We start from the raw sequence: 23,945 nt of genomic DNA, 5'->3' as shown, positions 1-23,945 counted from the left end.
CGATCGCGGTCGTCGCCCTGATGGTGTTCCCTGCCCCGGCTAAAGCGACGGTGGCGGCGAACCTGAACGGCAACACGCCCTATGCATTATGCGAAATTATGCACTGAGTCCGTGTCGCTTAGTCTGTGAACGCTGCGATCCACAATAGGTCCGTACCGTCTTCTGCCGCCCGGCTGTTGAAGACGGGATCCTCGATCGGCTGCTTCGTGCGATTGGCCTTTTTCTCCTTGACCGTCTGCAGCTCGTCGACGGGCTTGATGAACAGCAGGTAGATCATCTGCTCGATGACCTCCATGGGATTGGAGATGCCGCCACTCCAAAACGCGTTCCAGATGTTGTCGACCTGGGTCTTGCTGGTGCCTGTGATCATGGTGCTCCGGCGCCCTCGCCTACCGCTGGCTCCCGACACCAGGCGGCGCCGAGCCACTCCCGGTTCTCCGGGTGCAGGCTAGCGTTGGATTTGCGGGCAAGCTGGTTGTCGATGAATCGCTCGATATTGTCGTGAACTTCCCGGGTCGCGTCACGCTCGACGGGCCAACGGTCGGTGTCCATCGGCTCAAGGAACCAGGACTCCACCCCCTGCGGGTTAGCGTGCAGCTGGCCCTCGCCGTCCACGCCCACCGCCAGGAACTCCTGCCGCAGTCGCTGGCCGCGCTCGTCCTGCCAGCGCAACATGGCTGTAACCAGGTGGCCAAACCCCGACAGCGTGGTTCCGGCGGTCAGCCCCTGGAAATCATAGCTTCGTGCACGGGACAGCAGATCCTGGACGAATGGATGGTCGAGATCGAGCACCTCCGTTTCGGTCGCCTGGTGCCGCAGCTCCCGGGTGAACGTAACCCGGCCCTCGCGGCCGAGCCTGGGGAGCCGGGCATCCGCCGGCACTTCGATTCGCCAAGCCACGCCGGGGAAGCGCTTGCTCTGGTGGATTGATCCCCCCAGCAATGTCACCATGCCAAACACGAATGCCTTAAGGTGCAGCACGCCGACGCGGAAGCCCCCCCGCAGCTCGTCAGCGTCATAGCTGACCGCATGCTGGAACAGGTCGCGCTGCAGCTCCGCAGTTTCCCGGGCCCGTCGCATCGCTTCCTCGATGCTTTCCTCGGTGCGACGCACGCCGGCCGTTGCCGCCTGCTCCAGGATCTCCTCCACGTCCAGCAGGCTAGCCAGCTCGCCGACGATGTCGCTGACGAGGTTCTCGGAGGATGTCTGGTCGACGCCGGCCATGTCCGCGGCGACCTGCTGCAGCCGGGCATACATGTTGCTGACGACCTGGTCGTCGGCAGAGGCTACGCCCTGTAGGTTGATCGCCACCACGTGGTGCTGTTGCCCGTAGCGGTACAGGCGGCCGATCCGCTGGGCCAGCCGCATTGGATTCCACGGCAAATCGTAGTTGACGAGCATGTGGCAGCGCCGGTGCAGGTTCAGGCCCTCGCCGCCGGCTTCGGTGGAGACCAGGAACTGCCCCGTGTCCTCGAACCTGGCGATGGCGGCGCGGCGTTCATCGACATCCATGCTGCCATTGATGACGTCCACCTTGTCGGCACCATAGCGAGCGGAGAGCTGCTCGACGATATAGTCCTGTGTGCCTCGGTACTCGGTGAACACCAGGACGCGCTCGCCGCTGTTGTCGCGGGTGATGGGCGCGATCACCCGGTCGAGGAAGGCGTTCATCTTGTCGTCTTCCTCGCAGGCGACGTGGCACTCCTCGATCAGGGTCTTGAGCCTTCCAGCCTCGCCGGAGAAGAACTCCTCCCGCGCCTCGTCGATCCCGACCCTGGCCTCTTCGTATTCGCCCTCGAACCGCTCGTCCCCGAGATCTTCAAGGAAGCGGACAGATGCCGCGTCTGACGTCAGCCTGGACAGGCGGCGTGCCAGGGCCAGTTGCAGGGTGCGGATCGAGGAGGCCGCAAGCTTGCGGTAGACCGTCATCACGAAGCCAATGGCGCTTCCGCGCCGTCGGCCCGCCCGTTCGGCAGCCTGGTACCCAAGTTTCAGATAGGCTCGTAGTTGCGCTTCCAGTTCCCTTAGTTCTGGGCTGGAATCCACCTGTACCATCCTTGACGTCTGGCCATGGAATACGAAGTTGCCGTCGATGTCGGTAACGTCGGACTTCCGGTTGCGGAACACCATCTTCGCCAGCACGCTGGGGTCCACGTCCAGCATTTTGAACTGGCCGCTCAACTCCGGGCGTAGCAGTTCAAGCAAGGCCTGGAACTGGCTCTGATTGCCCTGGTGTGGCGTGGCGGTGAGCATCACGACGTTGCGGGTCTTCTCGCGCAGCGCCTCGGCCAGCCTGAAGCGATCGCTCTTCTCGAACTTCTTGCCGTACTGCCGGCGGCTCAAGCGATGGGCCTCGTCGAATATGACCAGATCCCAGTCCTCGGCTTCCATCAGCTTGGGCAGGTGTCCTTCACCCTTGGCTTTGTCGAGGGAGGTAATGACGCGATCGTACAGCTTCCAGTGGGAGGAGTCGCTGATGGTGAAGTCGGAACCATAGATCCGGAAGTCGTCGAGGCCAAACTTGTACTTGAGGTCCTCCTGCCACTGGCGGGTCAGGCCCGCCGGAACGACGAGGAGAATGCGGCGCGCGATACCGCGCTGGCGCAGCGCCGCGATCAGGAGGCCGGCTTCGATGGTCTTGCCGAGGCCGACATCGTCAGCGATCAGCCAGTTAAGGTTTCCGGAGCCGAGGATGTGATGGACCAGATGGATCTGGTGCGGCAGAGGATCGATATCGAAATGCGAGAGGGCACCAGTGTTCTCGTTCCAGAGCGCGAGGGCATGGGCGAGACTGCGCAAGCGGAAGCGTTCGGCCGCATCCGGACCGCCCTGGTCCCCCGTGCGAAAACGGAAACGCGCGTCCTTGATGAACCGCAGACGCTGCCACGGTACCCAGATGCGGTTCCCCTCAGCCACGAAATCGACCAAGGCCTGGGTCCGCTTCCCGAGCGTGCGGAGGGACTCCACCACTCCGTAACCCAACGACTTTTCGAAGGTGGATGCGGGGACATGCAGGACCACGTAACCGGGTCGCAGGCCGCATTTAACGGCATGCAACGGAATCAGTTCGCTGGCTCCGGTGGCTGTCCACGTCACCGTGAGCGACACCCCCTTCGGAGATCTATGGACAGCCTGCACAACGCCCGGAAGTGGGCGATCCGGCGACCCGGAGGGCAGCACCCAGGCGCCGTTGGCCGGGATCAGCGGATCTCCCATCAATACAGCTCCTCCGTATCGGGTGACAGCCAATCCGCGATCCGGGCCGGATCACAGATTGCACCAAACATCTGCCTGACGTCGCGCGCGCCGCCATCGATGGGTTCGTCCCACCAGCACGACGAGTAAAGATAGTTCCGCGTCCCGTCGAATGATCGCGTGTCATCCGGATCCAGATTGCTCTGCCAGATACCATCACTCACCTGGGTTCGCGGCGACAGGCGGTACTTGAACAGATAGTTCTTGAACGTGGCGAGCTGGCCCGAATCCCGACGCAGTTCGTGCCAGACCTCCTGCTCCGAAGACAGGAAGTCCGCGATCTGTTCGAGTTCCGCGTCGTGTCCTTGGAAGTCCAACAACTGCGCCGCCTCAAGCCAGGTCAGGCGCGTGCCGCCATGCCAGCGCTCGGGTGCGAGCGTGTCACTTTCGACACAGTGTAGCCATGCATCGGTGAGCTGGAACATACTATAGATCTGCGCAATGTCATATCCGGCCAGGACGAGTCCACGGATCTGGTGCTGTACGCTGCTCCAGCCACGCTGCCGGATGATGTCGGCCAGCAGGTCGAGGTGACGTTCCGAGTACAGCCCCTCTTCCTGCAGAAATTCCAGCGCGAGCTGCATCGCACGCTCGTCGGATGAGACGCCTGTTTTTGAAACCTCACGAACAACCTCCTCGTCGCCCGCTTCGGGTACTTCCAGGTACCAGAGCTGCTCCAGATGGTCTTCCGGGGTCGGCCGACTGTCTTCTTCGTAGAGATCGAGCACTTCGAACGGGAAGACGTCACCAGCTGTCGGGTCGGCCACATTTTTTTGAGCGACCACCGGAGTTTCAGAGTCTGTCGTGGGCGACACGGCCGCCCGTCCTGCGATTTGGGCGGCGCAGGCCAGTACGGAGGTCGCCGATGACGGAGCCGCAGCACTAATACCCAGCTCTATCAGGTCGTGGACCGAGATCCGGTCGTGATCGTACTCTGGTACCTTTCCTGCCGCGGACTCCAGCAATCCGTCGCAACGCCCCTCTCTCGATGTCAGATCGGCCATGGATCCCCCCCAGGATCAGCTGACACGTGAGGGAGTATGCACTTTTCGGTCTCACCGTTGAGCCCCCCGCCGTTCGCGACCCATGCCTTATCACTCGCCCATCCATAGTTCCTCGACCGGGCGAACTCGATTGCCGCTTCACTGCCCTGTTTGGAACCCAGTCGACAGACTGGCGCCTCGAACCACTCGGCAGTTGGTCTTGCCGGCAAGACCTGGGCCCCAAACTCCGCGTAACCGCGTAGTGAGGGCTGAGTCAAGAGCAGGTCGCTCTTACCCCCCGATAACGGTGCCTAATCACCCACCCGCCCCAAGCCAAGTTCGCCCCACCCCATATCGAAGCCGCCCCGGGCGCGAAGCTGAGGCGCTGCAATCAGCAAGGGCAGGCAGGATGCGGGGCAACCTCGTCCCCGCATCCTGCAAACTGCCCTGCCCTCGGCAGGCGGCACCATCGGCGCCTCACATGTTTGGAGAATCGGCCTAGCGGGCGACCAGGCCGGTGACGCGGCCGCTTCCGGCGTTCACCACCTGGTGCTCGACCAGCTGCAGCACGCCGGTCTCGTCCACCGAGAAGGCGCTGATGGTTCCGTTACCGGGGTTGAGGGTGTAGAGAAAGCGATTGTTCCGGTCCAGGGCGATGTCGGTGGGCGCGCTGCCCGATCCGGTCTGTCCGGCGGCCGCTTCGGCCAGGCCGACGCTGCCGTTGTCGGCGACGGCATAGGTCGACACGTTGTCGCTCCGGGTATTGGTGACGTATGCCAGATGACCGTCGCGGGAGACTGCCACCCAGCAGGCGGCACTCTGCTGACTCGGTACGGCGGCACTGATCAGACTGGCGCTGCCGTCGCCGGCAAGCTGCCAGGAAGACAGGGTGCTGGCGCCGGTTGCGCCGCCCGCCGCCTCGGAGACCAGCATCTGGTCGCGACGGCCAAACGCAAATCCGAACGGGGTCGGTGCCGGCGAGTCGTACACATTGGCTTCGCCGGGCCGGCCGTCGCCGTCCACCTCGAAGGTCACCACCCGGTTCGTGGCTTTCTCGGTGACCGCCAGCAGGTCGCCGTCGCGGTTGAACGATACCTGGGCGGCGCCGACGCCATTCCCGCTCAGCTTGCGGCGCGAGTGCGCGATCGGCGTCAATCGTCCCCAGGCATCCAGCCGGAACCCCTGGATGGCGTCGCTGCCGGCGTTGAGCACGTACACCAGGTCGTTCTCGATGGTCACGCTGATCGGCTGCTCGCCCAGCGAGGGCTGCACTTCCCGGCGCAGGATCCTCTCGCCCGTCACCAGGAACACCGTGATGCTGTCGCTGCCCGGATTCACGGCCAGCAGCCATTTGCCGGAATCGCTGAGCGCGAGCGCGCCCTGATTGCCGAGACCGTCACCGGTGCCTTTGCCGCCGGTGAAGACCGGCCTGCCTGGCTCCAGGCTACCGTCCTGGTTGCGCCGGAACACCAGAACGCTGTTGCCCCACGGCGCGTTGCTCAACGAGAACACCATGCCTTTCGATGCTGCGACCTTGGCGACGCCCGGCTGCATGACCGCAACGGCGACAACGAAGCCGAGGGCGACAAGCCCGGAGACACGACGGCCGGATTTCTTCGACCTGCGCGACGCGACGCGGTTGCTTGAGTTGGTAATGGCACTCATGGATTCACTCCCGAATAGGTGGTCGTTATGACTTCAGGGGCGCATGGTGGAGGTCGGAAGGATCAAGACGGCGGAGCACGAGGCAGCCGATCCACCCATGCATGGGCGGAGTTCGTTGCGGAGGGTCGACCGGTTACACACGGATGCGGTGGCCCCGTGGTCAGCCGAGGCAGCGATGGGCGCACACCCTTTTCCGTTGCGAACACCTGACCTGAGCTCATCGATTCGAGCACGTCCCACCCTGCTCCGGCCAAAGTCGAAGCAGGCAACGACGGCCGTAGCCGCGTCAGGCTTGGCAAATGGGTCGCTTTGCTTGGCTTCTTCGGTCTTGTGCCAATGATCGCGCGGGCGACCTGCGCGAGACTACCCGCCCCGCCCTAGCGCTGTCCCCGGGCCAGCAACAGGCCGAACCCGACCAGCAGCCCTCCGAATAGGCGATCGATCCAGTGGCTGACCGCCAGCAGCCGGCCGCGCACCGTGCCGGCGGAGAAGCACAGCGCGACCAGGCCGAACCAGGCGACGTGCGCCAGGGAAATGAGGGCGCCGTAGCCGAGCTGGATCGCGACCGGTGTTTGCGGCTGCACGACCTGCATGAACAGGCTGACGATGAAGATCGTGGTCTTGGGGTTGAGCACATTGGTCAGGAAGCCGGTCCGCAGTGCCGCCATATCCGACAATGCCACCGCGGGCGCGACGCCCTGGGCCTGCCGCGGCCGCGCGAGCAGCATCCTGACGCCCAGATAGATCAGGTAGGCGGCGCCGAGCAGCTTGATCGTGTCGAACATCCAGCGCGACTGCCGGATCAACAGCCCCACGCCCAGCATCGTGTAGCCGACATGGACCAGCACCCCCAGGCCGATGCCCAGTGCGGTCAGCACGCCGACGCGGCGCGACAGCATCAGGCTGTTGCGCGAGACCATCGCGAAATCGGGCCCCGGACTGATCACGGCGATCAGGGTTATCGTGATTACAGCTATCAGTTCGGTCATGCCCGGTGCTTCTGGATGTCTGCGATACTCACTCAATCTATTGACATAGGCGCCCGGACAATAGCGATGTTTACTGACGACATCGGTGATGAGTACTCACATAAAGCGGACCGGCGCCTGCCCTCTCTCCAGGCCCTGCGCTGTTTCGAGGCCGCGGCGCGACTGGAGAACTTCAGCCAGGCCGCCGAAGCCCTGCACCTGACCCACGGCGCGATCAGCCGTGCCGTGCGGCTGCTGGAGGACGATCTGGGGGTGGCCCTGTTCCAGCGCCGCAACCGGCGGGTGTTCCTGACCGATGCCGGGCGCCGGCTGGCGCGCGCCACTTCCGAGGGACTGGCGGTGATTCGCCAGGCCACCGCCGAGTTGCGCGCCGGCGCCCGTCGATCGACACGGCGGGTGCTGTCGTGCGAACCGACCCTGTTGATGCGCTGGCTGATTCCGCGCTGGCCCGATTTCACCGCCCGACACCCGCAACTGGATTTCCATCTGGTCGCCGGCGGCGGCCCGTTCTCCTTCGACGACGGCGTCGACCTGGCGATCCGGCGCGCCGACTTCCCGTGGCCGCCCCACTACCACGCCGAGCACCTGTTCGAGGAGCGTACCGGCCCGGTCTGCCGCCCGGATCGGGCCGGGGACTGGCTCGCAGGCGCACACGCCTCCCCCGCCCTGCAGGCGCATGCCCCGCGGCTGCATACGCGCACGCGGCCATCGGCCTGGGACGCGTGGGCGACGGCAACCGGATGCGCACTGCCGCCGGCATCGGAACAACAGTTCGAGCACTTCTACTTCAGCCTGCAGGCGGCGGTCGCCGGGCTCGGGGTCGCGATCGGTCCGTGGCACCTGGTGCGCGACGATCTCGACAGCGGCGTGCTGACCGCGCCGCTGGGCTTCGTCGAGGACGGTACGCGCTACTGCCTGCTGTCACCGGCGCCGCCGTCGGACGGCAGCCCCGAGGCGAAGCTGCTGGCATGGCTGAGGGAGATCGCCTGAGCATGGAGCGGATACGCCGCTCGGCGCCGGCGCGCGACTAGTGCCCGATCAGCTCCCACGCGACCGGCCCGGGCAGCGCGCCCAGTGCGGCGAGTATCACCAGGACAACGATCAGCGCCGCCACCGAGAACGGGCCGAGCCCTTCGGACTTCAGTGGAACCCTTGGCTGACGATCGTCGTGCAAGAGGTTTTCCTCCAGCGCGCCGCGTTTGCGGTCCGATACCGGATCCGGGCCTTGATCGCGGTCACAGAGGAACAAGGCCGGGCGCCCCAGGCGCTGCGGGGGCGCTCGGCTTCAGATTACCATTGCCGGGAGTTCGCCGCCTGCGAGTACACGATGGATCAGACAAGCATGCCGACGCGAGGTCTTCGCGCCAGCGCCTGGATCACGACGATCGCGGTGGTCCTGCCGCTGATCGGAGGCTGCGCCGATCGCGACGCGGCACGTGCCCCGCAGACGACGACGCCGGCACCGGCAACCGCGCCGGCGACCGACGACCGGCCCCTGTCCAAGGATCAGCGCGAGGCCGCGCTGAACGAGATCCGGCGCAAACGGATCGAAGCCGCGGAACGCGAACGCGTCATGCGCGAACAGGCGCAACGCGAACGCCAGGCGCTGCAGCAGTCCGGCGGCAAGTGCATCGACGGACGCGCTTACCGCAAGGAGGGCAACGAGTGGCAGGAAGTCGGGCCGTGCTGAACGCCGCCGGCCGACCGTTCCCGCTCATCCCCGCGCTCACCCCCTGACCATCATCGCGACCCGGGCGCCGCTCCAGACCAGGAACAGGCCGCAGGCCAGGGTCAGGCCGAGGTACAGGAACATCAGCGGCGTGCGCTCGGAGCGCGCGTACAGCAGGCAGTCGAGCATCAGCGCCGAATAGGTGGTCAGCGCGCCCAGCACGCCGACGATCAGGAACGCCTTCCAGTACAGGCCGGCCGGGCCGCGCCCTTCCAGCCAGATGGCGAGGAAACCGGCGGCGAACGAGCCGATCAGATTGGCGGCGAAGGTGCCCCACGGGAATCCGTTGCCCATGTGCCGCAGCAGCACGCCGCCCAGCCAGTAGCGCCCGGCCGCGCCCAGCGCGCCGCCGCACATCACCACCAGCAGTTGTTGCCACCAAAGCGGAATCGACATCGCGCCCCCGGTCAGTCCCCACGCTCGCCGGCTTCGCGCCGGGCCCGTTCGCGCTTCTCGCGCAGGCGTCCGAGCTTCTCGCCGAGCTTGATCTCCATGCCGCGCTCGACCGGTCGGTAGTAGACCCGCTCGCCCATCGCATCGGGAAAGCCGGTCTGGTCCAGCGCAATGCCGCCCTCGGCATCGTGATCGTACTGGTAGCCCTTCGAGTAGCCCAGCGACTTCATCAGTTTGGTCGGCGCGTTGCGCAGGTGCATCGGCACGTCCTGGGTGCCGAACTCGCGCACGTCGGCGCGCGCCGCCTTGAACGCCGCATAGGCGGCATTGGACTTGGCGGTGCTGGCCAGATAGATCGCGACCTGCGCCAATGCCAGATCGCCCTCGGGGCTGCCCAGGCGCTCGTAGGTATCCCAGGCGTCGGTGGCCATCTGCAAGGCGCGTGGATCGGCCAGGCCGATGTCCTCGACCGCCATCCGGGTCAGCCGGCGTGCGAGGTAGACCGGGTCGCAACCGCCGTCGAGCATCCGCGCCAGCCAGTACAGCGCGGCGTCGGGATTGGAGCTGCGCACCGACTTGTGCAGCGCCGAGATCTGGTCGTAGAACTGCTCGCCGCCCTTGTCGAAGCGGCGGGTGCGGTCGGCCAGCACCTGCATCAGGGTCGCCTCGGTGATCCGGCCGCCCTCCTCGGCCGCCAGCTCGGCGGCGATCTCCAGCAGGGTCAGGGCGCGGCGCACATCGCCGTCGGCGGCGCGGGCGATCTGGTCCAGGCAGGCATCGTCGACCTCGACCGCCTGCGTGCCCAGGCCGCGCCCCTCGTCGTCCAGGGCGTGCCGCAGGGCGACGGCGATGTCCTCGGCCGACACCGCTTCCAGCACATGCACGCGACAGCGCGACAGCAACGCGGAATTCAGCTCGAACGAGGGGTTCTCGGTGGTCGCGCCGACGAACAGGATCGTGCCGCGCTCGATATGCGGCAGGAACGCGTCCTGCTGGACCTTGTTGAAGCGGTGGACCTCGTCGACGAACAGCACCGTGCGGCGGCCGTTGACGAAGCGGTGCTCGGCCTCGGCCAGCACCTTGCGCACTTCCGGCAGCCCCGACAGCACCGCCGAGATCGCGCGGAACTCGGCATCGGCGTACTTGGCCAGCAGCAGGGCGAGCGTGGTCTTGCCGCAGCCCGGCGGCCCCCACAGCACCATCGAATGGACGTGCCCGCCCTCGATGGCGCGGCGCAGCGCCGTGCCTTCGGCCAGCAGGCGACGCTGGCCGACCATCTCGTCGATGCTGGCCGGACGCATGCGCTCGGCCAGCGGGCGGAGCGACGCGCTTGCGGACGGCTCTATCGTCGCCTCGCCTGTCGCTGGCGACAAAGACGACTCGGCACCGGGACCCAGCAGGTCCGGCGTTTCAGGCGGCGATTGCGAAGCACGGCGTGACAAGGTTCGGGGCGCGGATGACGTTGGGGACGCCCACGATACCAATCGGGCGTCCGCCAGGGCGAGACCGGCTCGGTGGGAAATCGGGACGAGGCGGCACCACTGCGTGCCGGTAGCGCCGGCCACGGCTCTTCCGCAGCAGCGGCGCAAGCCGCGACAAGCCTTCCCATGAACGCCCGATCGCGGCTCACGCCGCTCCTGCAGGGAGGCGTCGGCTCAGCCCTCGCCGATCACGTCCACGCCTTCCGGCGGCGTGTAGTCGAAGGTGCCCTTGACGAAGCCCGGATTGCGGGTCCAGGGGCTGAACTCGATCTCGGTGCGCTGACCGAGCGTGTCGACGATGTTCATCCGCGCCAGCGCGCCGCCGCGGAAGCCCAGCCGCGCCGAACTGAAGCTGGCCTCGCTGCCGTCCTTCGGCGCCAGCGTCAGCCAGCTCAGTCCGTCGGACTGGCCGGCCTCGGTGACCACGAACTGGGCGTCGAGCCGGGCCGGGTCGACCAGGGCGCCCAGCGGATTGTTCTGCTCCTCGACGCCCTGCGGCCGGCGGCTGACCTGCTCCAGGTCCGGATCGTAGATCCACACCGTCTTGCCGTCGGCGACGATCAGCTGCGGGTACGGGGTCAGGTATTCCCAGCGGAACTGGCGCGGCGCCGACACCGCGACCTTGCCGGTCGAGGTTTCCTTGAGTCGGCCGTTGGCGTCGAACACCTTCTGGGTGAATTCGCCGTCCAGGCCCTTCAGGCCCTGGGTGAAACGCGCCATGTCCTCGCGGGCACCGGCATGGACGCCGGAAACGAACAGCAGCGTGGCCAGGGCGACGATCAGGGTGGTCAGTTGGGTCAGACGCATCGCGGACATCCTTCGGAAAGTCGTTGCGGCGAGTGTGCCGAGTTCAGGATGAATGCAGACGCTCCGTCGATCCAGGGCCGTGCGAGCGATCGGACCGGCGGCCCGGGCACGCCCCGCACCGCGTGCGCGCCGTCTCAGCGGGACCGCTCGGGCGGCAACAGCACCTTGCCGTCCGGGTCGAGCAGCCCGTTGGCGGCGACCTCGTCCATCCGTGCCAGGTCGCGCGCGGAGCAGGCGATCGCCGACAGCTTCGCGGCCACCGCCGGATCGTCGCGCAGCGGCGCCAGCACATAGGGGAAGAAGCGGTCGCTGCGGATGCACTGCGAGTGCCGTTCCCGGGCCAGACGCTCGTCCAGCAATGCCAGCACCGCCCCGGCCTGGCCCTGCCTTGCCAGCAGGTACAGCTTGAGATCGATATGCCGGCTCAGCCCGAGCCGCATGCCCTCCTCCATCGCACGCGCCCGCGCCAGGTACGGATCCACGATCGCCAGCGCGGCATCGGTCTCGCCCTCGGCGATCGCGTCCAGGGCCATCAGGCTGTTGACCTTCGACACGAACCAGGCGTTCTTGTAGCCGTACGGGGTGTCCAGCAGCGCCAACGCCTTTGCATGCACGGCCCGGGCCTCCTGCCTTCGCGACAGCGCCAGCAGGTACTCGCAGTGCCTCTGATAGGCCGCTGCCAGCCGGAACTCCATCGCGCCCCTGTCATCGGTGGCGCGCTCCGCCAGTGCGATCAACCGCGCGTTGGCCCGCAATGCCCGCGGGTAGTCGCCGAAGGCCTCGTGCAGCAGCGCCTCTTCCGCGAGCGTCTTGATCAGCAGGAACTTCTGCAGCGGCCAGCGCGGCTCGCCGACCGCCTCGAAGAGCGCCTCGAACCGCTCCAGCGCTTCGGACTTCAGCGCCGACGCGTCGGCGCGTTCCTGGCGCCGCGCATTGATGGCCTCGTAGGCCGCGAACTCGGCCAGGGTATAGCGCTGGACGGCCTGCAGCACCGGCCAGCAGGTCCGGGCCACCTCGTCCAGCCACGCGCTGGAAGCCTCGCCGCAGCTCGACAGGTCGGCGCGTCGCTCCGGTGGGATCGACACGTCGAGGATCGGCGGGCGCTGCTGTTCGATCAGGGGCGGCTCGCGACCGGGCGCGGCCGGGCTGGCGGGATCGGCGGCCTGGGCGGCGGCGGCCATCAGCCATGCCACCCATGCGAACCGCCAGCGGCGGTTTCGAGCCCGGATCCGGACCGGCATCAGTCGCGCGGCGGCGGCGGTGCCAGCACGGTGCGGTCGCCGTTGTGCTCGGGCGCGCTGACCACGCCGGCGGCCTCCATCGCCTCGACCAGGCGGGCGGCCCGGTTGTAGCCGATCTTCAACCGCCGCTGCACGCCGGAAATCGATGCGCGCCGGGTCTCGGTGACGATCTGCACGGCCTGGTCGTAGAGCGGATCGGACTCGTCGCCGCCTCCGCCGCTCTCGGGCAGGCCGGTGGCGCCGACGACCGAACCGTCGCCCAGGGTCTGCACCTCGTCGAGCACGCCCGCGATGTAGTCCGGACCGCCGCCGGCCTCCTTCAGGTGCTCGACCACGCGGTGCACCTCCTCGTCGGAGACGAAGGCGCCGTGCACGCGCTCGGGCATCGCGGTGCCCGGCGGCAGGTACAGCATGTCGCCGTTGCCGAGCAGGGTCTCGGCGCCGGACTGGTCGAGGATCGTGCGCGAGTCGATCTTGCTCGACACCTGGAACGCGATCCGGGTCGGCACGTTGGCCTTGATCAGGCCGGTGATCACATCGACCGACGGCCGCTGGGTCGCCAGGATCAGGTGGATGCCGGCGGCGCGGGCCTTCTGCGCCAGGCGCGCGATCAGCTCCTCGACCTTCTTGCCGACGATCATCATCATGTCGGCGAACTCGTCGATGAACACGACGATGTACGGCAGCGGCTCCAGCGTCGGCGGCGCCTCCTCGATCTCCGGATTGGGCTTGAACAGCGGGTCGACCATCGGCTGCCCGGCGTCCTGGGCGTCGCGGACCTTCTTGTTGAAGCCGGCCAGGTTGCGCACGCCGACCGCGCTCATCAGCTTGTAGCGGCGCTCCATTTCCGCCACGCACCAGCGCAGGCCGTTGGCGGCCTCCTTCATGTCGGTGACCACCGGCGCCAGCAGATGCGGAATGCCCTCGTAGACGCTCAGCTCGAGCATCTTCGGGTCGATCATCAGCATCTTCAGGTCTTTCGAGGACGCCTTGTAGAGCAGGCTCAGCACCATCGCGTTGACCGCGACCGACTTGCCCGAACCGGTGGTGCCGGCGACCAGCAGATGCGGCATCCGCGCCAGATCGGCGACGGTCGGACGACCGGCGATGTCCTTGCCCAGCGCCAGGGTCAGCGGGCTGGCGGCCTTGTCGTATTCCTTCGAGCGCAGCAGCTCGGACAGGAAGATCATTTCCCGCGAGGTGTTCGGAATCTCCAGGCCGATCACCGACTTGCCCGGGATCACGTCGACCACGCGTACCGATTTCACCGACAGGCCGCGGGCGATGTCCTTGTCCAGCGAACTGATCTGGCTGACCTTCACGCCCGGCGCCGGCTCGATCTCGAAGCGGGTGATCACCGGGCCCGGATAGGCGCCGACCACCTGGGTCTCGATGCGGAAATCCTTGAGCTTGAACTCGATCTGCCGCGACAACGTCTCCAGGGTCTGCTCGTCGTAGCCCTTGGGCTGCGGCTTGGGATCGTCCAGCAGCGCCAGCGGCGGGATGCCGGAGCCGTCGCCGGCGTGGAACAGCGGAATCTGGGTCTCGCGCTTGGCGCGTTCGCTCTTCTCCACCACCGGTGCCGACGGCGGCTCGATCCTGACCGGCGCGCGCTTGGCGCGCAGTTCGCTGTCGACCTTGCGGACCTCCTCGCGCTCCTCGCGCATCGCCCGGGTCTGCTGCCACTGGCTGGCCTGCTTGCTGCCGTCGCGGAACAGCCGGGAGGCCAACGGCCCCAGCGCCATCACCCACTGGCCGATCCGGTCCATCACCGCCAGCCACGAGATGCCGGTGGCGAGGGTGACCGAGACCAGCATCAGGGCGAGCAGGAACAGGTTGCCGCCGACCGGACCGAAACCGCTGTAGAGCGACTTGCCGACCAGCTGCCCGAGGATGCCGCCGCTGCCGGCGGAGAAGTTCTCGGCCACGCCCAGGCGCAGATGCAGGAAGCCGGTCGAGGACACCAGGAAGCCGACGATGCCGACCAGGCGCAGGGCCGGACCGAGGTCGGCCTGGCCGTCGCCGTCGCTGTCCATCCCGAACAAGGCGATCCAGGCCAGCAGGCCCAGCACCAGCGGCAGCAGGAAGGCGACATAGCCGGTCAGGTACAGCAGCACGTCGGCGATCCAGGCGCCGACCTGGCCGCCGGCGTTGTGCAGCGGCGCGGTGACGCTGCCCGACTGCGACCAGCTCGGGTCGTCGGGCGAATAGGTGAACAGACTGACCAGGAGGTACAGCAGGAACGGCGCGATCAGGATCAGGGCGATGTCGCGCATCAGCCGCTGCCGGCGCGGCGACGGCGGCGCGCGCTTGGGATCGGCGGATTGGGACTTCTTTCTGCTTGTGCTTGCCGCGGACGCCACCGTGATGTTCTGCCTCAGCTAGGTTCCGTTAGTCGTTGAAGATACAGCAAAATCACTGCCTCGGGTGGGTGCGGCGCGGATGCCGGGGCGATCCCGCGAGCTCGCCACGCCGATATGCCCTCGCGCGAACCCCGGCCGCACCCGGACACATCCGCGGTCCGTGCGCGCCCTCGCCTCGCCCCCTCGCCGGGCCACGCACCCATCGTGCCGTTCCGTCGCCGGCGACGCGCCCGTCGCATGGAACCCAGCGTCGCGTCGGCCGCCTTGTTTTGCCGACACGCCGCCTCCAAGCTATTGAACCTCGACCGGCGCCGCGCGTATCCCCGGTGCCGCGTCGTCCGAAGACACGATTCGATACCCACGGTTGGACACCGGTTCGACACCCGACTCCACGCGCGCGGATGCGCGCCACAACAGGCTGCGATTATACCCATGACCCCTCCCAAGCACGCCCGCCTCGTCATCCTCGGCTCCGGTCCCGCCGGCTGGACCTCCGCCGTCTACGCGGCCCGCGCCAACCTCAAGCCGGTGATGATCACCGGCCTGCAGATGGGCGGCCAGCTGATGACCACCACCGAGGTCGACAACTGGCCGGGCGACGCCCACGGACTGATGGGCCCGGACCTGATGGCGCGGATGCAGGCGCATGCCGAGCGCTTCGACACCGAGGTGGTGTTCGACCACATCCACACCGCCGACCTGTCCGAGCGGCCGTTCAAGCTGGTCGGCGACAACGGCGAGTACACCTGCGACGCGCTGATCATCTCCACCGGCGCGACCGCCAAGTACCTGGGGCTGGAGTCCGAGGAGGCGTTCAAGGGCCGCGGCGTGTCCGCCTGCGCGACCTGCGACGGCTTCTTCTACAAGGACCAGGACGTGGCGGTGATCGGCGGCGGCAACACCGCGGTCGAGGAGGCGCTGTACCTGTCCAACATCGCCCGCAAGGTCTATCTGGTCCACCGCCGCGACACCCTGCGCGCGGAGAAGATCATGCAGGACAAGCTGTTCGCCAAGATCGAGGCCGGCAAGATCGAGCCGGTCTGGCACCACGTGGTCGACGAGGTGCTGGGCAACGACGCCGGGGTCACCGGGCTGCGGGTGAAGTCGGTGCAGGACGACTCGACCCGCGAGCTGGACATCCACGGCCTGTTCGTGGCGATCGGCCACACCCCCAACACCGGCCTGTTCGAGGGCCAGCTGGCGATGAACAACGGCTACATCACCATCAAGACCGGCCTCGCCGGCGAGGCGACCGCGACCAGCGTGCCGGGTGTGTTCGCCGCCGGCGATGTCGCCGACCAGGTCTACCGCCAGGCGATCACCTCGGCCGGCTTCGGCTGCATGGCGGCGCTGGACGCGGAACGCTTCCTGGAGAAGTGATCCGGTCAGGCTGAGCCCGCGGCATGGACAAGCTGCAGATCAAACAGGCGCTGTTCCTCGGCAGTTACCTGGCGCTTCCGGTCCTGGCCTGGCTGCTGTGGCGCCTGCGCCGCCGACAGTGGCGGCTGCTCGCGGGCGCCGCCACCGCCGCGCTGCTGGTGTTCGTGTGGGCGCGTTTCGTCGAGCCGCAGTTGCTGGTGGTGCGCGAAACCACCCTGGCCGGGACTGGAGTGCGGACCTCGCTGGCCCTGGTCAGCGACATCCACCTGGGCGTCTACAAACGGCGCGGTTACCTGGAAAGCGTGGTCGGGCGGCTCAATGCCCTGCCGGTGGACGCGGTGCTGATCGCCGGCGACCTGACCTACGAGCCCGATGGTGCCTCGCTGCGGGAGATGTTCGCGCCGCTGGCGGCGGTGCGGGTACCGGTCTACGCGGTGCTCGGCAATCACGACCAGCAGGCGCCGGGACCGGACATCGACGCCGAACTGCGCGCGGCGCTGGCCGCGCACGGCGTCGAGGTGATCGAGGGCCGGATCCTGCCCGGCCCCGGCGGCACGCGCCTGGCCGGCCTGGGCGACCGCTGGGCCGGCAAGGACGACCCCGGCTTCCTGAAGGCGGCACCGGCCACGGACCGTCCAACCCTGGTGCTCGCGCACAACCCCGACAGCGCGGTCGAACTGGCGCCTGGCGACGCCGCCCTGGTCCTGGCCGGACACACCCACGGCGGCCAGATCCGGATCCCGTGGCTGTACCCGCGGGTGATTCCCAGCGCCTACGGCTTCGACCGCGGCGAGCGTCTGTTCGAGACGCCGCAGGGCACGGTGCGGACCTTCGTCACCGCCGGCGTCGGCGAGGTCGGCCTGCCGATGCGGCTGTTCAACCCGCCGGTCATCGACGTACTGCACCTGCGGCCCTGATCCTGGCGGCCCGGTGGCGGCGAGGAACCGGACTGAAGACCGCCCTCACCCGCCGCCGGTCATACTGATGCGGATGCTCCGAAGGGGGATTGCGTGGCGATCACCGAGAAGTGGCGGTTCCTGTTCTCCAGGCTGAAGCGGCGGATGTGGTTCCGGGCGTCGCTGTACGGCGCGCTGGGCATCGTCACCGCGCTGCTGGGCGCGGTCGCCCAGCCGTTGATTCCGCACGGCCTGGCCGGCTCGATCGGCGCCGGTTCCGTCGGCAACATCCTCGGCATTCTCGCCACCTCGATGCTGGCGGTGACCACGTTCTCGCTGGCGACGATGGTGTCGGCCTACGGTACCGCGTCGACCACGGCCACTCCGCGCGCGGCACGGCTGCTGATCGAGGACACCACCGCGCAGGCCTCGCTGGCGACCTTCATTGGCGCCTTCCTGTATTCGATCGTCGGCCTGATCGCGCTCAGCGCCGGCATCTACGGCGACAGCGGCCGGGTCCTGCTGCTGGCGGCGACGATCGCGGTGATCGTCCTGATCACGGTCACCCTGCTGCGCTGGATCGAGCAGTTGTCCCGCTTCGGGCGCATGGGCGAGACCATCAACCTGGTCGAGGACGCGACCCGGCGCGCGATGCAGCACCGTGCGCGCAATCCCTGGCTGGGCGGAGCCCCATACCGGCCGCCGCCGGAGGACGGCACTGCTGTCGAGTCCGGACAGGTCGGCTACGTCGAGTACATCGACATCGAGCAGTTGGACCGGGTCACCCGCGATGGCGGCTTCGACATCCACCTGCAGGCCCTGCCCGGCACCTTCGCGGTTCCGGGACGGGCGCTGGCGACCGTGGCGGCGACGACGCTCGACCAGGAGCAGGCCGCGCGCATCCGTGACGCCTTCATCGTCGGCGACGCCCGTACCTTCGAGCACGACCCGCGCTACGGCCTGGTGGTACTGACCGAGGTCGCGGTGCGGGCGCTGTCCCCGGGCATCAACGACCCCGGCACCGCGATCGACGTGATCGGCACCGCCGTGCGCTTGTTGTCGGGCTGGTCGCAGGGGCGCGCGAACCGCGAGGACGAGATCGAGATCGCCTACCCGCGCGTGTTCGTCCCAGCGCTGCGCGAGGAGGACATGTTCGACGACGTGTTCCCCCCGATCGCTCGCGACGGTGCCGGCATGCGCGAGATCGGCATCCGCCTGCAGAAGGCGCTGGCGGCACTGGACGACCTCGGCGACGCGCGCTTCCAGGCGCCGCTGCGGCGGCACGCCCGCGAGGCATTGGCGCGGGCGCAAGCGACGCTGGACTTCGTCCCGGACCTGGAAGCGGTGCGCGCCGCCGGCCGGCCGGCGCTGCTGCAGGCCCCGTCCGACGTCGTCGACGAACGATGAGCGTCGAGATCCGCTGGCTCTCCGGCCTCGATGCCGTCGGGGCCCCGGCATGGGACGCGCTGCACGATGGCCGCAACCCGTTTCTGGCCCATGCCTTCCTCGCCGGCCTGGAGCGCCACGGCTGCATCCGCGGCGACTGGGGCTGGACCCCGCACCACCTCACCCTGTGGCGCGATGGCGTCCTGGTCGCGGCGGCACCGGGCTACCTGAAGGACAACTCCCACGGCGAGTTCGTGTTCGACCACGCCTGGGCCCACGCCTACGCGCGGCACGGCCTGGACTACTTCCCCAAGTGGCTGTGCGCGATTCCCTACTCGCCGGTGAGCGGACCGCGACTGCTGGCCGCCGATGCCGGCGACCGCGCCATCCTGCTCGATGCGATCGTCGACGCCTGCGTCAGCGACGGTCTGTCGTCGGCGCACGTGAACTTCCATGCCGCCGCCGAGACCGCCAGCTTCGACAGCGACTGGCTGCCACGCCTGGACGTGCAGTACCACTGGCGCAACGACGCCGGCTGGGACGACTTCGGTGCGTTCCTGGCCGCGTTCGACCACAAGCACCGCAAGAACATCCGCCAGGAACGCGCGCGGGTCGCCCGCAGCGGCATCGGTTTCCGCGTCGTGCACGGCGACGAGGTCGACGACGACGATCTGGCCGCGATGCACGGTTTCTACCTGCAGACCTTCGCCGAGTACGGCAACCACCCGGCGCTGACCCTGCCGTTCCTGCGCCACCTGGCCGCGACCCTGCCGCGGCGGCTGGTGCTGATCCTGGCCGAACACGAGGGGCGCCGGGTCGCCGGCGCGCTGTGCCTGCGCGGTGGCGACACCCTGTACGGACGCTACTGGGGCAGCCGCCTGCAGTCGCCCGGGCTGCATTTCGAGACCTGCTACTACCAGGGCATCGAATACTGTCTGCGCGAGGGACTGACCCGGTTCGAACCCGGCGCCCAGGGCGAACACAAACTCGCCCGCGGCTTCCTCCCCACCCTCACCCGCAGCCACCACTGGATCGCCGACCCGCGGTTCCGCGAGCCGCTGCGCGCGTGGTGCCGGCAGGAGGGCGAGGCGGTCCGCGGCTACGCCGGGACCCTGGCCGGGCGCACGCCATTCCGGCGGACGGGCGCCTGACGCGCGACCGGCTTCGCGCCACAATGCCGGCCATGGCGCCGACCCCGCTCACCCTCCCCGCGCTGCTGGCGGACGATCCGCGGGCGCCGTTCCCGGCGCCGGAAGCCGCGCTGCGGCACCCCAACGGACTGCTCGCCATCGGCGGCGACCTGTCCTGCGCGCGCCTGCTCAACGCCTACCGCCACGGCATCTTTCCCTGGTACTCCGACGGCCAGCCGCTGCTGTGGTGGTCGCCCGATCCACGCGCAGTGTTCCGGACCGGCAACGACGGCGTACGGCTGTCGTCCAGGTTCCGGCGTCGGCTGCGCCGCTCCAGCCTGGTGGTGCGGGCCGACCACGATTTCGAGGCGGTGATCGTCCAGTGCGCCAGGATCCGCCGCGCCGGACAGGACGGCACCTGGATCACCGACGCGATGATCCGCGCCTACATCGAGCTGCACCGGGCCGGTCACGCGCATTCGATCGAGGTCGTCGATGCCACCACCGGGGGAGATGGCCTGGTCGGCGGCCTGTACGGCGTCGCGGTCGGGCGCATGTTCTTCGGCGAGAGCATGTTCAGCGCACGCTCCGGCGGCTCCAAACTGGCCCTGGCCGGACTCGCGCGGCGGCTGTGCGAGTGGGGCTGGCCGCTGCTCGACGCCCAGGTCGAGAACGACCATCTGCTCGGCCTTGGCGCGGTCGCGATGCCGCGCCCGGCCTTCCTCGCCGAAGTCGCCCGCCTGACCGCCCTGCCCGAACCTGCCGGCCACTGGCGCGATCGCTTCGGCTGCCTGCCGGCGGCGGCGCTGGCCAAGGCCTGAGCGCTGCGCCGGAGGCTCCGTCCCGGGGCCGGCCCTTCGCCGGCAGCGAGGTATTCTTTGCGCCGCCGCCAAGAGCATGGCAGAATGCGCGGCTTGTCAGTCGCTTCTGGAAGACCGTCTGTAGCGGCTTCCCTCCCGACAACCCCTGCACCGCAACACCAAGGAACACATGGCCAAAGACGACGTGATCGAATTCGAGGGCACGGTATCGGAAACCCTTCCGAACACCATGTTCCGTGTGCGCCTCGAAAACGGGCACGAGATCATCGCCCACATCTCCGGCCGCATGCGCAAGCACTACATCCGCATCCTGACCGGGGACCGCGTGAAGGTGGAAATGACGCCCTACGATCTGACCAAGGGCCGCATCACCTACCGCATGAAGTGATTCATGTAACTCATTGATTGAAAAAGGCGGCCAAGGCCGCCTTTTTCGTGCCCCCAGACCGCGCCGGGGGCGCGGCCGTCGCTCAGACGACCGACGCCGGCAGCAGCCTTTCCGGTTCCGGCTGGACATCGATGACCAGCTCGTCGTCGCGCACGTCGATGGTCACCCGACCGCCCTCGACCAGCTTGCCGAACAGCAGCTCGTCGGCCAGCGGACGCTTGATCCGGTCCTGGATCACCCGGGTCATCGGGCGTGCGCCCATCAGCGGATCGAAGCCGTGCTGGGCCAGCCAGTCGCGCGCGCTCGGCGTCGCGCTCAGGGTCACCCGCTTCTCGTGCAGCTGGGTCTCCAGCTCGATCAGGAACTTGTCGACCACCCGCAGGATGTGCTCCATCTCCAGCGCCTGGAACTGCACGACCGCGTCCAGGCGGTTGCGGAACTCCGGGCTGAAACTCTTGCGGATGACCTCCATCGCGTCGGTGGAATGGTCCTGACGGGTGAAGCCGATGCTGCGGCGCGAAGCCTGGGCGGCACCGGCATTGGTCGTCATCACCACGATCACGTTCTTGAAGTTCGCCTCGCGGCCGTTGGTATCGGTCAGCACCCCGCGGTCCATGACCTGCAGCAGGATGTTGAAGATGTCCGGGTGCGCCTTCTCGATCTCGTCCAGCAGCAGCACGCAGTGCGGGGTCTTGACGATCTTCTCGGTCAGCAGCCCGCCCTGGTCGAAGCCGACATAGCCCGGGGGGGCGCCGATCAGCCGCGACACCGAATGCGCCTCCATGTACTCGGACATGTCGAAGCGCACCAGCTCGATGCCCAGTTGCAGGGCCAACTGCTTGGTCACCTCGGTCTTGCCGACGCCGGTCGGGCCGGCGAACAGGAAGTTGCCGATCGGCTTGTCCGGATTGCCGAGCCCGGAACGGGCCAGCTTGATCGCCGAGGTCAGGGTCTCGATCGCCGGATCCTGCCCGAAGATCACCATCTTCAGGTTGCGCTCCAGGTTGCGCAGCACGTCCTTGTCGGTCGCGCTGACCTGCTTGGCCGGGATCCGCGCCATCTTGGCGACGATCAACTCGATGTCGTCGACGTCGATCAGGTTGTGGCGCTCCTCCTCCGGCATCAGCCGCTGGCGGGCGCCGGCCTCGTCGATCACGTCGATCGCCTTGTCCGGCAGCAGGCGGTCGCCGATGTGCTTGACCGACAGGTCCACCGCCGCCTGCAGGGCGTCGTCGGTGTAGAGCACGTCGTGGTGCTCCTGGTAGCGCTTGCGCAGGCCCTTGAGGATCTCGAAGGCCTCGCCGACGGTCGGCTCGACGATGTCGACCTTCTGGAACCGGCGCGCCAGCGCCCGGTCCTTCTCGAAGATCCCGCGGTACTCCTGGAACGTGGTCGATCCGATGCAGCGCAACTCGCCGGTCGCCAGCGCCGGCTTGATCAGGTTGCTGGCGTCCATGGTCCCACCGCTGGCCGAGCCGGCGCCGATGATGGTGTGGATCTCGTCGATGAAGAGGATCGCCTCGGGCTGCTTCTTCAGCTGCGACAGCACCGCCTTCAGGCGCTTCTCGAAGTCGCCCCGGTACTTGGTCCCGGCGACCAGGGCGCCGAGGTCGAGCGCGTAGATCACCGCGTCCTTGAGCACCTCCGGCACCTTGCCCTCGACGATGCGCAGGGCCAGGCCCTCGGCGATCGCGGTCTTGCCGACCCCGGCCTCGCCGACGTACAGCGGATTGTTCTTGCGCCGGCGGCACAGCACCTGGATGGTCCGCTCGACCTCCTCGGCGCGACCGACCAGCGGATCGACCCGCCCTTCCTCGGCTGCCTTGTTGAGATTGGCCGCGAACTCGTCCAGCGGATCGGCCTTGCCCTCGCCCTCGGCCTCGGGGGGACGGATCTCGTTCTCGCTGCCGCCCTCGGCCTCGCCCTCGCCGGACTCGTGGCGGACGATGCCGTGGGAGATGTAGTTGACGACATCCAGCCGCGAGATGTCCTGCTGGCCCAGGTAGTAGACCGCGTGGGAATCCTTCTCGCCGAAGATCGCCACCAGCACGTTGGCGCCGGTGACCTCCTTCTTGCCCGAGGACTGCACGTGGTAGACCGCCCGCTGCAGCACCCGCTGGAACCCGAGCGTGGGCTGGGTGTCGCGGTCCAGGTCCTCGGGCAGGACCGCGACCGAGGTCGATATGGCCTGCTCCAGGTCGGCGCGCAGACGATGGAAGTCGGTGCCGCAGGCCTTGAGCACCCCCTCGGCCGAGGGGTTGTCGAGCAGGGCCAACAGCAGGTGTTCGACCGTCATGTACTCGTGGCGGGCCTCGCGGGCGCGCTTGTAGCACTGGCCGATGCTGTATTCGAGATCCTTGCTGAACATGGATGATCTCCGGAAAGCTACTGCGGTCCTGTATGGGGGTAACCGCGGCGGAATTCCACCGGGCCGGGAGGGACACTGAATCCCGCCGGCGGCCGTGCTGCTGTCCCTTCACCCGATTGGACCGCGCCGGCCGCACGGGGTTCAACGCCAGGAGTCGAACCACCTGCAGGTTCGCCCATCCTCGTGCCCTCATCAACTAGGACGTGATGAACACAGCTTTTAGGCCTTTTCCATCGTGCACAGCAAGGGATGCTGGTTGAGCCTTGAATATTCGTTCACCTGCGCCACCTTGGACTCGGCCACCTCGCGGGTGAAGACGCCGCACACGCCCCGGCCGCGGGTGTGGACGTGGAGCATGATCTGGGTGGCCTTCTCGATGTTCATCGGGAAGAACCGCATCAGCACCTCGACGACGAAGTCCATCGGGGTGTAGTCGTCGTTCAGCAACAGTACCGAGTACAGCGGCGGACGCGCCACCTCGGGCTTGTCGACTTCCACCAGTGTCCCGTGGTGATGTTCTTGATCGGTCTGTTTGGCCATCCCGGGATTATAAGAGGCTGGGCAAGGCCTTCGCATGACCGCCACGCAATCGCGGGCGCGCGCGACGGGCGACCGGGGACGGCGGCGCGGTTCCGCGCGCGCCCGGCTCCGGCGCCCGGATGCGGGTGCG

20 protein-coding genes are annotated in these 23,945 nt (G+C 67.9%); 8 read left to right on the top strand and 12 right to left on the bottom strand.

All coding sequences use genetic code 11. From position 1 onward, the window contains the following. Positions 1-118 precede the first annotated feature (118 nt). The 5 genes from FKV24_RS16270 to FKV24_RS16250 all read right to left on the bottom strand — a co-directional run bounded on the left by FKV24_RS16270 (position 119) and on the right by FKV24_RS16250 (position 6,892). Positions 119-370 carry a type I restriction-modification system subunit M N-terminal domain-containing protein gene (locus FKV24_RS16270; protein ID WP_249041061.1) on the bottom strand — a complete coding sequence of 84 codons (252 nt, stop codon included), beginning with the start codon at positions 368-370 and terminating at the stop codon, positions 119-121. Next, positions 367-3,216 carry a helicase-related protein gene (locus tag FKV24_RS16265; protein WP_141483117.1) on the bottom strand — a complete coding sequence of 950 codons (2,850 nt, stop codon included), beginning with the start codon at positions 3,214-3,216 and terminating at the stop codon, positions 367-369. Before FKV24_RS16265 ends, FKV24_RS16270 begins: the two co-directional genes overlap by 4 nt. Next, positions 3,216-4,259: a hypothetical protein gene (locus FKV24_RS16260; RefSeq protein ID WP_141483116.1), complete on the bottom strand. Its 1,044-nt coding sequence runs from the start codon at positions 4,257-4,259 to the stop codon at positions 3,216-3,218. The genes FKV24_RS16265 and FKV24_RS16260 overlap by 1 nt, the downstream gene beginning before the upstream one ends. A gap of 477 nt (positions 4,260-4,736) precedes the next feature. Next, positions 4,737-5,903, bottom strand: coding sequence for a lactonase family protein (locus tag FKV24_RS16255; RefSeq protein WP_141483115.1), 1,167 nt, complete (start codon positions 5,901-5,903; stop codon positions 4,737-4,739). A gap of 377 nt (positions 5,904-6,280) precedes the next feature. Continuing rightward, entirely contained in the window at positions 6,281-6,892 is a 612-nt protein-coding gene (locus FKV24_RS16250; protein WP_141483114.1) for a LysE family transporter, read from the bottom strand. A 66-nt stretch (positions 6,893-6,958) separates the two neighbouring features. Here FKV24_RS16250 and FKV24_RS16245 point away from each other — a divergent pair, with 66 nt between their 5' ends. Beyond that, the gene (locus FKV24_RS16245; protein WP_141483113.1) at positions 6,959-7,882 is read left to right on the top strand and encodes a LysR family transcriptional regulator; all 924 of its coding nucleotides are present in this window, start codon (positions 6,959-6,961) and stop codon (positions 7,880-7,882) included. A gap of 40 nt (positions 7,883-7,922) precedes the next feature. Further along, positions 7,923-8,582: a hypothetical protein gene (locus FKV24_RS16240; protein WP_141483112.1), complete on the top strand. Its 660-nt coding sequence runs from the start codon at positions 7,923-7,925 to the stop codon at positions 8,580-8,582. A 36-nt stretch (positions 8,583-8,618) separates the two neighbouring features. On the opposite strand, the gene crcB is transcribed toward FKV24_RS16240, so the two are convergent. The 5 genes from crcB to FKV24_RS16215 all read right to left on the bottom strand — a co-directional run bounded on the left by crcB (position 8,619) and on the right by FKV24_RS16215 (position 14,906). Then, positions 8,619-9,017: a fluoride efflux transporter CrcB gene (crcB, locus tag FKV24_RS16235; RefSeq protein ID WP_111266365.1), complete on the bottom strand. Its 399-nt coding sequence runs from the start codon at positions 9,015-9,017 to the stop codon at positions 8,619-8,621. 11 nt (positions 9,018-9,028) lie between these two features. Further along, positions 9,029-10,315, bottom strand: a complete 1,287-nt coding sequence (locus tag FKV24_RS16230; protein WP_141483111.1) for a replication-associated recombination protein A — start codon at positions 10,313-10,315, stop codon at positions 9,029-9,031. Positions 10,316-10,669: 354 nt separating this feature from the next. Then, positions 10,670-11,311, bottom strand: a complete 642-nt coding sequence (lolA, locus tag FKV24_RS16225; RefSeq protein WP_425481667.1) for an outer membrane lipoprotein periplasmic chaperone LolA — start codon at positions 11,309-11,311, stop codon at positions 10,670-10,672. A 125-nt stretch (positions 11,312-11,436) separates the two neighbouring features. Further along, entirely contained in the window at positions 11,437-12,483 is a 1,047-nt protein-coding gene (locus FKV24_RS16220; RefSeq protein WP_141483109.1) for a hypothetical protein, read from the bottom strand. A gap of 59 nt (positions 12,484-12,542) precedes the next feature. After that, entirely contained in the window at positions 12,543-14,906 is a 2,364-nt protein-coding gene (locus FKV24_RS16215) for a DNA translocase FtsK (protein WP_249041060.1), read from the bottom strand. 432 nt (positions 14,907-15,338) lie between these two features. On the opposite strand from FKV24_RS16215, the gene trxB reads away from it, so the two are divergent. The 6 genes from trxB (at position 15,339) to infA (ending at position 20,907) form a co-directional block, all read left to right on the top strand. Next, entirely contained in the window at positions 15,339-16,286 is a 948-nt protein-coding gene (gene trxB, locus FKV24_RS16210) for a thioredoxin-disulfide reductase (protein WP_111266360.1), read from the top strand. A gap of 23 nt (positions 16,287-16,309) precedes the next feature. Continuing rightward, complete coding sequence (locus FKV24_RS16205; protein ID WP_141483107.1) at positions 16,310-17,203, top strand: metallophosphoesterase; 894 nt, start codon at positions 16,310-16,312, stop codon at positions 17,201-17,203. Positions 17,204-17,296: 93 nt separating this feature from the next. Then, positions 17,297-18,589, top strand: a complete 1,293-nt coding sequence (locus tag FKV24_RS16200; protein ID WP_249041059.1) for a DUF2254 domain-containing protein — start codon at positions 17,297-17,299, stop codon at positions 18,587-18,589. After that, on the top strand, positions 18,586-19,719 hold the full coding sequence (locus FKV24_RS16195) for a GNAT family N-acetyltransferase (protein WP_141483106.1): 1,134 nt from the start codon (positions 18,586-18,588) through the stop codon (positions 19,717-19,719). The genes FKV24_RS16200 and FKV24_RS16195 overlap by 4 nt, the downstream gene beginning before the upstream one ends. A gap of 32 nt (positions 19,720-19,751) precedes the next feature. After that, positions 19,752-20,519 carry a leucyl/phenylalanyl-tRNA--protein transferase gene (aat, locus tag FKV24_RS16190; RefSeq protein WP_111266357.1) on the top strand — a complete coding sequence of 256 codons (768 nt, stop codon included), beginning with the start codon at positions 19,752-19,754 and terminating at the stop codon, positions 20,517-20,519. Positions 20,520-20,688: 169 nt separating this feature from the next. Then, entirely contained in the window at positions 20,689-20,907 is a 219-nt protein-coding gene (gene infA, locus FKV24_RS16185) for a translation initiation factor IF-1 (protein ID WP_027068842.1), read from the top strand. An 82-nt stretch (positions 20,908-20,989) separates the two neighbouring features. On the opposite strand, the gene clpA is transcribed toward infA, so the two are convergent. Continuing rightward, positions 20,990-23,275, bottom strand: coding sequence for an ATP-dependent Clp protease ATP-binding subunit ClpA (gene clpA, locus FKV24_RS16180; protein ID WP_141483105.1), 2,286 nt, complete (start codon positions 23,273-23,275; stop codon positions 20,990-20,992). 219 nt (positions 23,276-23,494) lie between these two features. Then, positions 23,495-23,815, bottom strand: a complete 321-nt coding sequence (gene clpS / locus FKV24_RS16175; RefSeq protein ID WP_111266355.1) for an ATP-dependent Clp protease adapter ClpS — start codon at positions 23,813-23,815, stop codon at positions 23,495-23,497. Between the last annotated feature and the right edge of the window lie 130 nt (positions 23,816-23,945).

Origin of the sequence: Marilutibacter maris (assembly GCF_006546735.2) — a bacterium.
Classification (GTDB): Bacteria; Pseudomonadota; Gammaproteobacteria; order Xanthomonadales; family Xanthomonadaceae; genus Marilutibacter; species Marilutibacter maris.
The sequence above is the reverse complement of the archived record's forward strand: the minus strand, read 5'-3'. Positions and strand labels throughout refer to the sequence as shown.